Raw genomic sequence first — 14,353 nt, 5'->3', positions numbered from 1 at the left:
CATGGCGTTCAGCGAGTGTGTCAAGATTGTCTCCCTGCTTTCGGCCGATCGCCGCGAGAACACGTTCTCGCGGGATCTCTCCCGCTGTTTGCTCACGTAGCTCGTGAAGTTCTTCCAGAGTGATTCCATCCAACCGACCCATTACTATAGAATACGACTATATTGGGAAATACTTTCGCACGACCGTATCAGTTCCGGGGTCGCGACCGACGAGGCGGACATCGACGAGAGACTCTACGGCTGAGCTCGGGCGTCGATCTACTCCTCGCTGTTATTTTCCTCGTCGGGCTCACCTTCGGCCCGCAACGTCTCGTCCGCGAACTCCCGGACTCGCTTCTTCTCTTCGGCGCTCACGTCGACCGCCTGCGCGCTCTCGATATGGCCGTTCACGACCGCGTTCTGCTGTGGCCCCCACACCTGCGGCGGCTGCGTTTTGATGTACTCGGCCCACCGGATCACCTGCTCGTAGCGGGGCGGTCGCTGGGGGCCGTCATCGCTTCCGGCCGAGCCCTCCTCAGGCGTTCGTGAGTCGCTCATAGCGGTCTTCGACGTTGAGTCGTTCGACCTGTCTTCCGAGGCGGTCGCGGGAAAGCGTTTCCGGGAGGATCAGAACAGCCCGGGCACGAGGACGTAGCTCAGGAGCATTCCGAACAGCCCGGCGAACAGCGCGAACAGGGCCATCGGGACGATCGCCTTCCGGAGCAGGTCGCCCTCGCGGCCGGTGATGCCGACGACGCCGCAGATCGCGGCGACGTTCAGCACCGAGACCATGTTGCCGAGGCCGCCGCCGACGTTCTGGAGGCTGACGGCGATCGTCCGGGAGAGTTCGACCGTCTCGGCGGCGTTGTACTGGAGCACGCTGAACAGGATGTTCGAGGAGGTGTTGCTCCCGGTCATGAAGGAGCCGATGGCGCCGATCCACGGCGAGATCATCGGGAGCAGGCCGCCCGCGCCGATCGCGAGCGCGCGGCTGAGCGCCTCCATCATGCCGAGGAGGCCCGCGGTGTTCGTCTGCGACTGGATCATCACCTGCGTCATCGACACCGCGATGATCAGCGTGAGCGCGGCGGGCGCGACCTGCTCCGCAGAGCGCCGCCACGCCGCGCCCATCTCGTCGATGTCCATCTTGTGGATGAGGCCCGTGAGGACGGCGATCGGGATGAACGGCATCGTGCCCGGGAGGTAGAGGTACTGGAGCGTGTACCCGAGCTCGGTGCCGAGGATCGAGTCGATGCCGACGGTGAAGCTCTGGATCCACGGGAGCACGGCGGTGCCGGCGACCGTGAGGTCGGGCCACCGCGTGGCGAGCAGCGCGAGCGCGACGAGGAGGTACGGCGTCCACGCCAGCAGCACCGACATCTCTTTTTGTGGCTGGTCGCGGGAGATCTCGTCGAGTTCGAGGCCGCCGAGCCAGGTGTCGCTCCACTGCGAGTCGGTCGGGAAGTCCCACTCGCGGTCGGGGATGAGGATATTGTTGTTCGCGAGCAGGAGCCCCACGCCGAGGACGACGAACCCGGCCGCGATGTCGGGGAGCGCGGGCCCGACGAACCACGCGACCACCAGCTGCGTCCCGCCGGTGACGACGCCGAGGAGGAGCGCGAACGGAGCGATGGGGAGCGTGTCGCGGACGGCGCCGCCGACGCTCCGGCCGCCGTCGGCGTCACCGAACCAGTACGTCAGGAAGAACACGCCGAGCAGCCCCCAGAACACGTACGTCACGCCCGTGACGATGCCGGACCAGGCGGAGACCATCGAGAGGAACTCGGAGACCCCCATCGAGCCGGAGAGCGCCGGGTCGATGACGGCGCCGGTGCCGCCGATGACGGGGGTCCCCGCGGCGCCGAACGGCGGGTTCGGCGCGTTGAAGAACAGCCCGAACACCGCGGCGGCCAGCGGCGGGAAGCCGAGGCCGATGAACAGCGGCGCGGCGAGCGCCCCGGGCGTCCCGAACCCGGCGGCGCCCTCGATGATCGTCATGAAGCCGAGCCCGATGAGCAGGACTTGGATGCGTCTGTCCTCTTCGATCTGTCCGAAGTACCACCTGATAGTGGCGATGGCGCCGCTCCCCTCGAGGTAGTTCATCAGGAGGATGGCGCCGAAGACGATCAGGATGATGTCGACCGCCTGGAACGCACCGTAGACGGCCGACGCGGCCAGCCAGTCGATCTCCATGCCCCAGTAGGTGAGTCCGATCCCCCCGGCGAGCAGCCACCCGACCCCCATCGCGCGGGCGGCGGACCACCTGAGTCCGGCGAGCAGGACGAACGCGACGCCGATCGGAATGACGCCGACGAACGCCAGTGAGAGTACGTTTGTCATGAGTATGTCTTTCGACCGTGTTTGGGCGTCTCACAACGATCCATATGTAACTTTCTTTTTTGACGATATTACTGGCGAGGAGTTGGGTACTGGCCGGGCGTCCGATGAGAAAGATACGTTATGTATCCCGTTAAGAAACTGCGTATAGGGAAACACCCATTAGGCTGTTACAGCAACCACGGCGTATGTCAGTCGAGTCAATCGCGACCTTCGAGTCGTCGCTCGACGAGGTCGGCGTCGAGTGCGTCCGGACGACCGCCGACGGGTTCGAGTCGGCGCTGGCGCCGCTGCTCGACGACCCGGCGGTCGGCGCGCCGCTCCCGTTCGACGGGGTCTCGCTCCCGGACGCGGTGAACACCGACCCGACCGTCGCCGAGCTCGAAGCCGCGGCGACGGGCGTCACCGCCGCCGGATACGGCATCGCCGACTACGGGTCCGTGGTGATTCAGGGCGGGGCCGCCGGCGAGGAGCCGGTGAGCCTGTACGCAGACGAGCACGTCGCGGTCGTCGCCGCGGACGACGTCCTGCCGGACATGGACGCCGCGTTCGACCGCCTCGCCGCGGACGTCCGCGACGGCGCGGGGCAGTCGATCATCGCGACCGGACCGAGCGCCACCGCGGACATGGGCGCGCTCGTGAAGGGGGCGCACGGGCCGATGGACGTGACCGTCGTGCTGGTGGAGGACAGGTAGATGAGCGCCGAGAACCGACGGCGGAAGGCCGAACACATCCGCCACATCCTCGACACCGAGGGCGACAGCGTCCAGCAGAACACGCGCGTGTTCAACGAGGGACGCTACGAGTCGACCGGCGACCTCGACGACTACGAGCGGCTGAAAGACGAGGCGCGGGCGATCAAAGAGGACGCGATCGAGCGGCTGCCGGAGCTCATCGACGAGGTGACCGAGGCCGTCGAGGCCAACGGCGGCACGATGTACCTCGCCGACGACGCCGCGGACGCGAACCGCTACATCACGGAGGTCGTCGACGGCCGCACAGCCGTGAAGTCGAAGTCGATGACCAGCGAGGAGATCGAGGTGAACGAGGCCCTCAAGGCGGACGGCGCCGACGTGTGGGAGACCGACCTCGCCGAGTTCGTCCTCCAGATCGCCGACGAGGCCCCGTCGCACATCGTCGCCCCGGCCATCCACAAGTCGCGGGAGGAAATCGCCGCGCTGTTCGACGAGGTGTTCGAGCCCGAGGACCCCCCGGAGACCGCCGAGGAGCTGACCCGGTTCGCCCGCGAACACCTCGGCGAGAAGATCCGCGACGCCGACGTCGGGATGACGGGCGCGAACTTCGTCACCGCCGACACCGGGACGCTCGCGCTGGTGACGAGCGAGGGCAACGCCCGGAAGTGCGTTCAGGCGACCGACACCCACGTCGCGGTCGCGGGCGTCGAGAAGGTGATCCCCAGCGTCGAGGACCTCCAGCCGTTCGTGGAGCTCATCGGTCGGTCGGGGACCGGCCAGGACATCACCTCCTACGTCTCGCTTCTCACCCCGCCGACCGACTCCCCGACGTTCGGTGACAAGGCGCTCGGCTCCGGCGACGAGCGCGACTTCCATCTCGTGTTAATCGACAACGGCCGGATGGAGATGCGCGACGACGACCAGCTCCGGGAGACGCTGTACTGTATCCGGTGTTCGGCGTGCGCGAACTCCTGTGCGAACTTCCAGCACGTGGGCGGCCACGCCTTCGGCGGCGAGACGTACTCCGGCGGAATCGCGACCGGCTGGGAGGCGGGCGTCCACGGCGAGGAGAGCGCCGCCGAGTTCAACGACCTCTGTACGGGGTGTAGCCGGTGCGTGAACCAGTGTCCGGTGAAGATCGACATCCCGTGGATCAACACCGTCGTCCGCGACCGCATCAACCGCGGGACGGACAGCGACCTCGACTTCCTCGTCGAGGGGCTCACGCCGGACGCGGATCCGGGCGGGATCGACCTCCAGAAGCGCCTGTTCGGGAACTTCGACACGCTGGCGAAGCTCGGGTCGGCGTTCGCGCCGCTGTCGAACTGGGTCGCGGAGGCCGGGCCCGCCCGATCGGTGCTGGAACGGACGCTCGGCGTCGACAGCCGCCGCGAGCTCCCGCGGTTCGAGCGCGAATCGCTCGCCGACTGGTTCGCGGACCGGGGCTCGCGGGTCGACCCCGACGCCGCGCGCGAGCGCGTGACGCTGTACCCCGACGCGTACACCAACTACGTGCGCACCGAGCGGGGGAAGGCGGCCGTCCGGGTCCTCGAGTCGCTCGGCGTCCACGTCGACGTGCCGGCGGCCGGCGAGAGCGGACGCGCGCCGCTCTCGCAGGGGATGGTCGCGACCGCACGGTCGAACGCCGAGGCCGTGTACGAGGCGCTCGCGCCGGCCGTCGCGGCGGGCCGGGACGTCGTCGTCATCGAGCCCTCCGACCTCGCGATGTTCCACCGCGAGTACGGTCGGCTCCTCCCGACGGAGGAACACGAGGCGCTGAAGGAGCGCAACTACGAGGTGATGGAGTACGTGTACGGCCTGCTGGAGAACGGCGCCGACCTCGGCGCGCTCCCCGACGGCGACGGCGAACGGATCGCCTACCACAGCCACTGCCAGCAGCGCACGCTGGACCTGGAGCCGTACACGACGGCGGTCCTCGACGACGCGGGGTTCGACGTGGTGACCTCCGACGTGGAGTGTTGCGGAATGGCCGGCAGTTTCGGCTACAAGTCCGAGTACTACGACCTCAGCGTCGACGTCGGCGAGACGCTCGCGGACCAGTTCACGACGGACGAGACCGCGGACCGGACGGTGGTCGCCAGCGGCACGTCCTGTCTCGAACAGCTCGACGCCCTGCTCACGCGGCGGCCCGCGCATCCGGTCCGGCTCCTCGACGCGCGGCGTGACCGTCGCTGACGCGCCCGCTCCGGGCGCGTCGCTCCGCGAGTCGGGGCCGTCGAGTTCAGGTGGGCTTATATGTTCCCCGGTCGGATCCGGGACTATGGACGACCACTCGCACGAGCCCGACCCGGACAAGCGCGTGACCGCACCGATGCAGGAATTCGGGAGCCGCGAGGTCGGCGTCGGCGCGGCCGTCACGCTGGTCGGCCTGCTGATCGCGTACGCCGTCCCGTTCCTCGCGACCTTCTGAACGCCGTCGCTCGTCGCGTTTTTCCGTAGTCGTTCGGCCGCCGGCAGCGACTCGCCTAGCGCGGGTACCAGGCGAGCGGGTGGTCCGCGGTGAGTTCGAGGGAGACGGGCTCGTCGAGGTCGAACTCCTCGACGTGGTTGTGGAGGCAGTGGACCGCCTCGCCGGAGTCGAGTTCGACCCGGTAGACGAAGGAGGGCCCGACGTACTGCCGCGAGGTGACGACGCCGTCGGCGAGTTCGGAGGTCGCGGGGGTCGCGCGGAGGTCGTCCGGGCGCACGAGCACGTCGACCGGCGCGCCGTCGTAGACGGTGTCGTATCCCTCCAGCGTCACGGCGTCGAACCGGCCGATGCCGGTGTCGACCTTCCCGTCGCGGAGCTCTCCTTCGAGGAACGACGCCCGCCCGAGGAAGGAGGCGACGAACTTCGACTCGGGGCGCTCGAAGACGGACTCGGGGCGGCCGACCTGCTCGATCCGGCCGTCGCTCATCACCGCGACGCGGTCGGAGATGGAGAGCGCTTCCTCCTGGTCGTGCGTGACCGAGACGGCGGTGACGCCCGCCTTCTTCAGGATGCGGCGGACCTCCTCGCGCATCTCGACGCGGAGGCGCACGTCGAGGTTCGAGAAGGGCTCGTCGAGGAGGAGTACCTCGGGCTCGGGGGCGAGCGAACGCGCGAGCGCGACGCGCTGCTTCTGCCCGCCGGAGAGCTGGTCGGGCGTCTTCTCGCCGTGGTCGGTCATCTCGACCAGTTCGAGCAGCTCGTCGACGCGCGCCTCGCTCTCGGCGGCGTCGGCGTCGGTCAGCCCGAACGCGATATTCTCGCGGACGGTGAGGTGGGGGAACAGCGCGAAGTTCTGGAAGACGATGCCCACGTCGCGCCGCTCCGGCGGGACGAACGACCCGTCGCCGGCGACGACCTCGTCGCCGAGGGTGATTTGCCCCTCAGTCGGCTCTTCGAGGCCGGCGATGGTGCGCAGCGTCGTCGTCTTGCCGCACCCGGAGGGGCCGAGGAACGTCAGCAGTTCCCCGGACCGCACGTCGAGCGAGACGTCGTCGACGGCGGTCTCGGGGCCGAACGCCTTCGTGACCTCGGACAGCGACAGGACGGGGTCCGCGGCGGCGGTCGCCCCGTCGTCGGCGGCGGCGCTCGCCCGGTGGTCGGTCGCGGAGTCGTCTGATCGATCGGCCGTCGCGTCGTCCGACTCGGTCGAGCGCGTCGTGCCGACTGGTTCCGTGGATGCCATCGATGAGGGGCGGGCACCGGAATGGCCGGCGTCCCGCGGTTGCCGCCACATACTTTAGGAGCACCTAAAAGCGTATCGCTCGCTCTCGGGGCGTCGAAATCGAGTGACCGCGCGGTGATGTAGCACCGTCTCGCCGCTCACCGCGCGCACAGCGACGGCTCAGGCCAGTTCGCGTTCGATCACGTCGCGGTGGTCCCGCACCGCCGCGGCGGAGAGCGCGACCGACTCGTCGCCGACGGTGAGCGAGAGGGCCCCGTCGGTCGTCACGTCGCCGAGCCGGAAGACGGGAAGGTCGCCGACCGCGGCCGCGACCGCCTCGGGCTCGGTCGTCTGGACCAGCAGGCGGCCGGGCGTCTCGTCGAAGGCCGCGACGCGGTCCGGGAGGGTCGCGTCGACGCCCGCGTCGTCGGTCACGAGCTCGGCGAGCGCGACCGCGAGCCCGCCCTCGCTCACGTCGTGGGCCGCGAGCGTCGACTCGTGGCGGGCGGCGGCCGCGAGCGACGCGACGAGGCCCCCGAGGTCGTCGGCCGCCCCGGACTCGTCGGGTAGGGTCGGGAACCGGTCGCCGCCGCCGGCGTGCGCGAGGTACTCGGAGCCGCCGAGCGCGTCGCCGCCGGACCCGACCAGCAGAAGCACGGAGTCGGCCGCGCGGTCGGCGTCGAGCGCGGCGGGCGGGGCGTCGTAGCCGCGCCGCGTGCCCAGCACCGCGAGCGTCGGCGTCGGGGGGATCGGTCCCTCGACGCTGTCGTTGTACAGGGAGACGTTGCCGCCGACGACGGGCGCGTCGAGCGCGGCGCAGGCGTCCGCGAGGCCGTCGACGATCCCCTCGAACGCGCCGTACACGTCGGGTTTCTCGGGGTTGCCGCCGTTGAGACAGTCGACCGCGGCGAGCGGGACCGCGCCGGTCGCGGCGAGGTTTGTCGCGTTCTCGAGGGCGACGGCTCGGGCGCCCTCGTACGGCGCGACCGCGGTCCACTTCGGGTTCGCGCCAGAGGCGAGCGCGAGGCCGACGCCGTCGGCGGAGGCGGCCGTTTCGCTCGCTTCGTCGGTCGGCTCCGTCTCGCGGACCGCGAGCAGCGCGGCGTCGTCGCCGGGCTTCACGGCCGTGCGCGTCCCGACCTCGTGGTCGTACTGGCGGTACACCCAGCGCTTGCTCGCGGTGGACGGGGCCGAGAGGACGGCCGCGACCGCCTCGTCGAGCGAGGGCTCGTCGGCGGGCAAGTCTCGGTCGGGCTCGCTCGGCGGCTCGCTTTCGAGGTCGTTCATCGGCGCGCCGTCCGCGAGGAACTCGGCGGGCGCGTCGACGACGGTCTCGGGGTCCCGGTCGGTCGCGCCGTCGGCGTCCGCGCCGCCCTCGCCGTCCGCGCCGCCGGCGAACTCGCAGACGTAGTTGCCGTCGGTCACCTCGCCGATGACCGAGCAGCCGAGGTCGAACCGCTCGGCGAGGTCGGCGACGCGCTCGACGTTGTCCGGGGCGACCTCGTAGCACATCCGCTCCTGGCTCTCGGCGAGCAGGATCTCGGTGGCGTTCATGTTCGGCTCGCGCTGGTGGACGGCGTCGAGGTCGATCCGCGCGCCGAGGCCGCCCTTCGCGACGAGTTCAGAGGAGGCGCCGCCGAGGCCGGCCGCGCCGAGGTCGCGGGCCGAGCGGACGAGGTCCTCGTCGATCAGCGCCTCGTTACACTCGATCAGGCGCTTCTCGGCGTAGGGGTCGCCCACCTGGACCGCGGGGCGGTCCTCGGTCTCGGCGTCCTCGGCGAGGTCCTCGCTCGCGAAGGACGCGCCGCCGAGCCCGTCGCGGCCGGTGCCGTTCCCGACGAGGACCAACTTGTTCCCGGGCTCCTGTGCGGTCGCCGTGACGAGTCGGTCCTCGTTCGTGAGGCCGACGCAGGCGACGTTGACGAGGGGGTTCCCCTCGTAGCCGCCGTGGAAGGCGACGCTGCCGCCGACCGTCGGGACGCCGATACAGTTGCCGTAGTGGGAGATGCCCTCGACGACGCCCTCGAAGAGGTACCGGGAGCGCTCGCGGTCGAAGCCGCCGAAGTACAGCGAGTCGAGGAGGCCGATCGGGTACGCGCCCATGCTCATCGTGTCGCGGACGATGCCGCCGACGCCCGTCGCGGCGCCGTCGAATGGGTCGACGAAGGAGGGGTGGTTGTGGCTCTCGACGCCGAAGGTGACGTACGTGTCACCGTAGTCGTCGGCGTCGCGCTCGGCCGCGGGGTCGTCGGCCGCGTCCGGCTCGGGCAGCGCGAGGACCGCGGCGTCGTCGCCCGGGCCGACCACGACCTGGTCGCCCTCGCTGTCGAACGCCGACCGGAGGGGCCGCGAGGAGCGGTACGCGCAGTGCTCGCTCCAGAGGTTCTCGAACAGCGCGGCCTCCGCCGCCGTCGGCTCGCGGCCGAGCTCCGCGGTCACGAGCTCGTGGTCCGCATCGGACAGACTCATTCACTTACGTGGTCATCGAGCCGGTTCTAATGCTTTTCTATACGCACGTTCGTGGTGATACACCGAGCGGGATCCCGCACAGTTAGCGGTCTCGGAGGCGCGTGCCTGCGAGCGGCCGCCACCGGCGGCCGCGAAGCCAGCACGCGCGAGGGAGTCGGTGGGCCGAAGCGAAGCGGAGGACCACCGACGAGGCTGGGGAGGTGTGAGGTGCGGGGCTGTGCGGAGTGGGACTCAAAGGGGCAGCCGGGAGGCTGGGCTTTGGAGGAGGCTCTCACGGCCGCAACGATCTATAGCCGAGCGGGTGGGGCTTTCGAGGAGGTTCCCACGACCGATCCGCCGGCAATCAGTCACGAATGACCGGCCGGACCGTCGGCAGTGTTCGTCGTCGGTCTGCCGACGGCGATTTAGCCAGAGTGGCCTGGTTATAACTAAACGGCCGGAACGCCGAGCGAGATTTATGATAGAACGGTCACCGCGGCGAAGACGACGACCGTCCCGGCCGCGCCGAGCGCCATCGCCTTCGCGTTGAGCTTGACCGCCTTCCTGCGGTCGGCGGCGAGCGCCTCCTCGTTTTCGATCTCGCTCGTCCCCCCGCCCACGTCGAAGACGCCGATGCCGGCGAAGCCGATACAGAACCGCTCGCGGTACTGTAACGCGCCCATCGCGGCGCCGTACAGCGGGAAGACGGAGAGGATGAGCGACCAGCGCGGCCACGCGAACGAGACGGCCGCCGCGACGAACGCGGCCGCGAGCGCGAGCGACCCGACGCCGAGGAGGAGCCGCCGTCGCTGCTGTGTCGGTCCGATGTTACACACGCCCGGTTGATACTCCATGGGATCGGAAAGAGCGGCAGAAGCAAAGCCTCAACGGATCGCTCCGGCGACCGGTACCGCTACCCCCGAGCGACCGACCCGCCGACGCCCGTCGCTTGACCGGCCGACGCTCGTCTCTCGACTCGCCGACGCCGAGCGACGGTTCATTATCGGCCGCCCGGAACGGGGGATCGAACGCGACGGGCGACCGAGACCCGGACCGTCGAGCGCGGGACCTGGGACGGTACGAGACGATACTGGAGTCGCTCGAACCGGTCGACCTCGGAGCGATTGCGGAGGAGTGCTGGCGGAGCGTCGGGACCGCGGACGCGACAGTGCGCGCGGAGGCGACGGCGACGGTCCGCGCGGACCGTAGTCGGCTCAAACAGGTGCTGGAGAACCTCCTGCGGAACGCCGTCTCGCACGGCGGCGCGGACGTGACGGTCACCGTCGGCGACCTCGACGGCGGGTTCTACGTCGCGGACGCCGGCCCCGGACTCCCCGAAGACGAGCGCGGCGAGGTCTTCGAGGCCGGCCACACGACCGACTCGGACGGGACCGGCTTCGGCCTCGCCATCGTCGAGCGGGTCGGCGAGGCGCACGGCTGGGCAGTATGCGTCACCGACGGTCCGGACGGCGGGGCGCGCTCCGAGTTCACCGGCGTCGGTATCGAGTGACGGCGCCGCCGGGGCGGGAGCCGGCGGTGGAAACGGTGAAATGCCCGGCAGCCGACGTGGCTGTGTGAAACGGATTCAGCTCGGCAACACCGTCTTCGAGGGCGAAAACGACGTGTACCTACTGGACGGGGAGACGACGGCGCTCGTCGACACCGGGGTCGCGCTCCCCGAGGTCCGCGAGGAGTTGGCCGACGGCCTCGCCGAGTACGGGCACGCGTTCGGCGACGTGGACGCGGTCGTCCTCACCCACTGGCACCCGGACCACGCGGGACTCGCCGGCGAGGTCCAGGCCGAGGGCGGCGCCGACGTGTACGTCCACGAGGCCGACGCCGGCCTCGTCGACGGGACGGAGACGCCGCTGTTCGCCGACCGCGACCTCCAGCGCGAGACGTTCGAGCGGTGGGGGATGCCCGCCGCCGACCAGGAGCGGCTGATCGAGTTCTTCGACGCCGTCAGCGTGGACCTCTCGGGGCGACCGGCCGACGTGACGACCTTCGCGGACGGCGACGCGATCGAGGCCGGCGGCGTCGAACTCGAAGCCCTCCACCTTCCCGGCCACACCGCGGGACTCTCCGGGTTCGCGTTCGACCCGCGGGCTGTGTCGGACCACGGCCCCATCGCTGGCGAAGACGCGACCGAGGAGGCGTTCACGGGCGACGCGCTGCTCCCGAAGTACACCCCCAACGTCGGCGGCGCCGACATCCGCGTCGAGGGTGCGCTCGCGGCCTACGCCGAGAGCCTCGCGCGGATCGTCGACCGCGACTTCGACGCCGCGCATCCGGGGCACCGTCAGCGGATCGACGAGCCGAGCCGCCGCGCGGCGACGATCCTCGACCACCATCGGCACCGGACCCGCCGGGTGATCGGGGTCCTCGACAACTCGGGGCCGGCGACCGCGTGGGAGGTGTCGGCCGCGCTGTTCGGCTCGCTGGAGGACATCCACGTCCTCCACGGTCCCGGCGAGGCGTTCTCGCACCTCGACCACCTCGCCGACGCCGGCGTCGTCGAGCCCGACGGGACCGCCTACCGACTCGTCGACCCCGACCCCGACGTCGGCGCCCTGTTCCCGACGACGCCGCTCGACGACGTCGTCGACGGGAGCGACGACGCGTAGGCGGAGAGAACCGGGGGCGTTCCGGCGCGACCCCGAAACCGACCGCCGCCGAAAGCTATTCCCGGCGGCCGGCGTAGTCGGGGACGTGAAGCGGGACGCCCTCGTCGCGGTCGCGGTCGCCCTCCTCGCCCTCGTCGCGCTCGGCGTCGCGGCCGCGACGCTGGACACCGCCGTCGACACCGGCGGCGGCGGGTTCGGCGGGAGCGGCGGAGACGCCCCGAGCGTCGGATCTGACACGGGCGACCCCGGCGTCCTCACGTCGTCGGGGGAGGCGGGCGACTTCTCCGCGCCGGGGCTCTGTCTGCCGTTCCTCAGGGAGCCGCCCGCCGTGATCGCGCTGCTCGTCGGCCTGACGCTGCTCGCGGGGGTCACCTATCGCGACACTGGGTCGCCGTTCGCGAGCGTCGCCGTCGCCGGCGTGATGGGCGCCCCGATCGCGGTCCTGTTCTGGGTGCTGTCGACGTGCCGGTCGGTCGCGGAGAACGTCTCCACCTCGCTCGGGATGGGCAGCAACGGGACGGAGTTACTGTCGACCGGCGCGGCCGGCGGCGGGCTCGGCAGCGGCGAGGGCGCGGCGTCGGCGCCGCAGATCCTGTTCGCGGTCGTCGTCGTCGCCGCGGTGATCGCGAGCGTCGCCGCGCTGCTCCTCGCCGGCGGCGACGACGAGGCGGACGGCGGCGGCGACCGGACCGACGAACCGGTCGAGGAGCCGCCGGACCTCGCCGCGGTCGGGCGGACGGCCGGCGAGGTCGCGGACCGGATCGAGTCCTCGGACGCGGACAACGAGGTGTACCGCGCGTGGCGCGACATGACCGACGTCCTCGACGTCGACCGGCCGGACTCCTCGACGCCCGCGGAGTTCGCGGCCGCCGCGGTCGACGCGGGCGTCGCCGAGGAGCCGGTGACCGCGCTCACCGAGGTGTTCGAGCGGGTCCGATACGGCGGCGAGGACGCGACCGACGACCGAGAGCGCCGCGCCGTCGAGGCGCTGCGTCGGATCGAGGAGCGGCACGGAGGCGACTCGTGACGCGCGCTCTGACGGAGAGCGCGGGCGAGACGGTGGGAACCGACGGTGGTGGTCGGTAGTGCGGCCGCTCGCCGTCGCGGGAGTGCTGGCGGTCGCCGTCGGCATCCTCGCGGCGCTCGACCGCGGCGTGGCGTCGGTCCTCTCCCCCACGTCGGCGGTCGTCACGCTGATCGGCGTCCTCGGCGTGGTTCAGGGGATTCGATACGCGAACGCGCGTCGGGACCGCCGGCGGATGCCGACAGACACCGGAGAGCCGGAGCGGCGCGCGCCCGCCGCGGTGCCCGGTGCCGACCTCGACGAGCGGATCGCCCGCGTGGCCAGTCCGGCGCCGGGCGGTTACCGGAACCGTCGCGCCCTCCGCGACCGGGTCCGGGAGGTCGCCGTGGACGCCGTCGCCCGCGACCGCAACTGCTCGCGGGAGGCGGCGGCGACGGCCGTCGACGACGGGACGTGGACGGACGACGCGGCCGCCGCCGCGTTCTTCGACACCCGGACCGCCTATCCCGTCCGGGTCCGGCTCTCCGCCGGGGTCCGGGGACGGTCGAACTACTGGTACGGGCTCCGCGCCGCGATCGGCGAGATCGAGCGGATAGAGGGGGGTGCGGCGTGAGCGACCCCTCAAGCGGCGCCGCCGCGTCCGAGCCGGCATCGACCGACGGTGAGGCGACCGGACGAGACGGCGACGCGGTCGGACGCGACCGCGACGCGACCGAGACTGAATCGGCCGACGCGACCGAGACTGAATCCGCCGGCGCTCCGAGCGACCGGGAACACCGCCGAGCGATCGAGACGGAGCGCTGGCTGGGGGTGGCGGGGGCGGCCCTGGCGCTGGTCGGCCTCGGCGTGCTCGTCCGGCAGTCGTCTCTCGTGCTCGCCGGCGCGGTGGGCGCCGGGTACGTGGTGTACGCGCGGGCGGGCGACGCGTCGGCGCCGGCGCTCGCGGTGACGCGGACGGTGAGCGACGAGGCCCCCGAGCCGGGCGACGAGGTCAGCGTGACCGTCCGGGCGGAGAACGTCGGCGAGGAGGCCCTGCCGGACCTCCGGCTCGTCGACGGGGTCCCGCCGGGGTTGGCGGTCGTCGACGGCCCCGCTCGGGTCGCGACGGCGCTGCGACCCGGGACGGCGGTGACGTTCGAGTACACGGTGCGCGCGGCCCGGGGCGACCACGAGTGGGAGCCGCTGACGGCGATCACCCGCGACGCGGCCGGCGCCCGCGAGCGCACGACCGCGCTCGACGCGCCGACCGCGATCGCCTGTACGCCGGAGCTGTCCGCCGGCGGCGACCTCCCGCTGCGCGGGCTGACGACCGTCCACCACGGTCGGGTGCCGACCGACGTGGGCGGCGCCGGCGTCGAGTTCCACGCCACCCGGGAGTACCGCCGCGGCGATCCGCTCAAGCGGATCGACTGGAACCGGCGGGCGCGGACGGGGGAGCTGTCCACCGTCGAACTACGCGAGGAGCGCTCCGCGACGGTCGTGCTGGTCGTCGACGCCCGCGAGTCCGCGTACGTCGCCGCCGACCCGGACGCCGAGACGGCGGTGGAGGCGAGCGTCGCGGCCGCGGGACAGGCGTTCTCCGCGCTCCTCGAC

The 14,353-nt window shown here is 71.4% G+C and carries 13 protein-coding genes; 8 read left to right on the top strand and 5 right to left on the bottom strand.

Going from position 1 to position 14,353, the window contains the following annotated elements; translation table 11 throughout:
- Positions 1-258: 258 nt before the first annotated feature.
- Together B9G49_RS13690 and B9G49_RS13685 are read right to left on the bottom strand one after the other, a co-directional pair.
- Positions 259-537 carry a hypothetical protein gene (locus B9G49_RS13690; RefSeq protein ID WP_086216747.1) on the bottom strand — a complete coding sequence of 93 codons (279 nt, stop codon included), beginning with the start codon at positions 535-537 and terminating at the stop codon, positions 259-261.
- A 69-nt stretch (positions 538-606) separates the two neighbouring features.
- Positions 607-2,319 carry an L-lactate permease gene (locus tag B9G49_RS13685; RefSeq protein ID WP_086216746.1) on the bottom strand — a complete coding sequence of 571 codons (1,713 nt, stop codon included), beginning with the start codon at positions 2,317-2,319 and terminating at the stop codon, positions 607-609.
- Between the two features lie 185 nt (positions 2,320-2,504).
- Between B9G49_RS13685 and B9G49_RS13680 the strand changes: the two genes are divergently transcribed.
- The 3 genes from B9G49_RS13680 (at position 2,505) to B9G49_RS16830 (ending at position 5,442) form a co-directional block, all read left to right on the top strand.
- A complete protein-coding gene (locus tag B9G49_RS13680; protein ID WP_049931506.1) occupies positions 2,505-3,011 on the top strand; it encodes a lactate utilization protein C in 507 nt (168 codons plus the stop codon).
- A complete protein-coding gene (locus tag B9G49_RS13675) occupies positions 3,012-5,207 on the top strand; it encodes an LUD domain-containing protein (protein WP_086216745.1) in 2,196 nt (731 codons plus the stop codon). It begins immediately after the preceding gene.
- An 85-nt stretch (positions 5,208-5,292) separates the two neighbouring features.
- Complete coding sequence (locus tag B9G49_RS16830) at positions 5,293-5,442, top strand: hypothetical protein (RefSeq protein ID WP_167373067.1); 150 nt, start codon at positions 5,293-5,295, stop codon at positions 5,440-5,442.
- A 55-nt stretch (positions 5,443-5,497) separates the two neighbouring features.
- On the opposite strand, the gene B9G49_RS13670 is transcribed toward B9G49_RS16830, so the two are convergent.
- The 3 genes from B9G49_RS13670 to B9G49_RS13660 all read right to left on the bottom strand — a co-directional run bounded on the left by B9G49_RS13670 (position 5,498) and on the right by B9G49_RS13660 (position 9,966).
- The gene (locus B9G49_RS13670) at positions 5,498-6,685 is read right to left on the bottom strand and encodes an ABC transporter ATP-binding protein (RefSeq protein WP_086216744.1); all 1,188 of its coding nucleotides are present in this window, start codon (positions 6,683-6,685) and stop codon (positions 5,498-5,500) included.
- Between the two features lie 159 nt (positions 6,686-6,844).
- Positions 6,845-9,133 (bottom strand): phosphoribosylformylglycinamidine synthase subunit PurL, encoded by a 2,289-nt coding sequence (gene purL / locus B9G49_RS13665; protein ID WP_086216743.1) that lies wholly within the window; start codon positions 9,131-9,133, stop codon positions 6,845-6,847.
- Positions 9,134-9,588: 455 nt separating this feature from the next.
- The gene (locus B9G49_RS13660) at positions 9,589-9,966 is read right to left on the bottom strand and encodes a hypothetical protein (protein WP_086216742.1); all 378 of its coding nucleotides are present in this window, start codon (positions 9,964-9,966) and stop codon (positions 9,589-9,591) included.
- Positions 9,967-10,061: 95 nt separating this feature from the next.
- On the opposite strand from B9G49_RS13660, the gene B9G49_RS17085 reads away from it, so the two are divergent.
- The 5 genes from B9G49_RS17085 to B9G49_RS13635 form a co-directional block, all read left to right on the top strand.
- Positions 10,062-10,622: a HAMP domain-containing sensor histidine kinase gene (locus tag B9G49_RS17085; RefSeq protein WP_321166727.1), complete on the top strand. Its 561-nt coding sequence runs from the start codon at positions 10,062-10,064 to the stop codon at positions 10,620-10,622.
- A gap of 64 nt (positions 10,623-10,686) precedes the next feature.
- Positions 10,687-11,736, top strand: a complete 1,050-nt coding sequence (locus B9G49_RS13650) for an MBL fold metallo-hydrolase (RefSeq protein ID WP_086216741.1) — start codon at positions 10,687-10,689, stop codon at positions 11,734-11,736.
- A gap of 85 nt (positions 11,737-11,821) precedes the next feature.
- On the top strand, positions 11,822-12,763 hold the full coding sequence (locus B9G49_RS13645; protein WP_086216740.1) for a DUF4129 domain-containing protein: 942 nt from the start codon (positions 11,822-11,824) through the stop codon (positions 12,761-12,763).
- A 58-nt stretch (positions 12,764-12,821) separates the two neighbouring features.
- Positions 12,822-13,373: a hypothetical protein gene (locus tag B9G49_RS13640; RefSeq protein ID WP_086216739.1), complete on the top strand. Its 552-nt coding sequence runs from the start codon at positions 12,822-12,824 to the stop codon at positions 13,371-13,373.
- On the top strand, positions 13,370-14,353 hold a 984-nt coding region (locus B9G49_RS13635; RefSeq protein WP_143414712.1), incomplete at its 3' end, for a DUF58 domain-containing protein. The genes B9G49_RS13640 and B9G49_RS13635, both read left to right, overlap by 4 nt.

This window comes from Halorubrum sp. SD683 (assembly GCF_002135045.1).
Classification (GTDB): Archaea; Halobacteriota; Halobacteria; order Halobacteriales; family Haloferacaceae; genus Halorubrum; species Halorubrum ezzemoulense.
This window is presented reverse-complemented; position numbering and strand designations above follow the sequence as displayed.

Bases quoted from the DNA above. Each gene is read 5' to 3' on its own strand.
- B9G49_RS13685 (WP_086216746.1), bottom strand. From the start codon at position 2,319: ATGACAAACGTACTCTCACTGGCGTTCGTCGGCGTCATTCCGATCGGC.
- B9G49_RS13675 (WP_086216745.1), top strand. From the start codon at position 3,012: ATGAGCGCCGAGAACCGACGGCGGAAGGCCGAACACATCCGCCACATC.
- B9G49_RS13670 (WP_086216744.1), bottom strand. From the start codon at position 6,685: ATGGCATCCACGGAACCAGTCGGCACGACGCGCTCGACCGAGTCGGAC.
- purL (WP_086216743.1), bottom strand. From the start codon at position 9,133: ATGAGTCTGTCCGATGCGGACCACGAGCTCGTGACCGCGGAGCTCGGC.
- B9G49_RS13660 (WP_086216742.1), bottom strand. From the start codon at position 9,966: ATGGAGTATCAACCGGGCGTGTGTAACATCGGACCGACACAGCAGCGA.
- B9G49_RS13690 (WP_086216747.1), bottom strand. From the start codon at position 537: ATGAGCGACTCACGAACGCCTGAGGAGGGCTCGGCCGGAAGCGATGAC.
- B9G49_RS13680 (WP_049931506.1), top strand. From the start codon at position 2,505: ATGTCAGTCGAGTCAATCGCGACCTTCGAGTCGTCGCTCGACGAGGTC.
- B9G49_RS16830 (WP_167373067.1), top strand. From the start codon at position 5,293: ATGGACGACCACTCGCACGAGCCCGACCCGGACAAGCGCGTGACCGCA.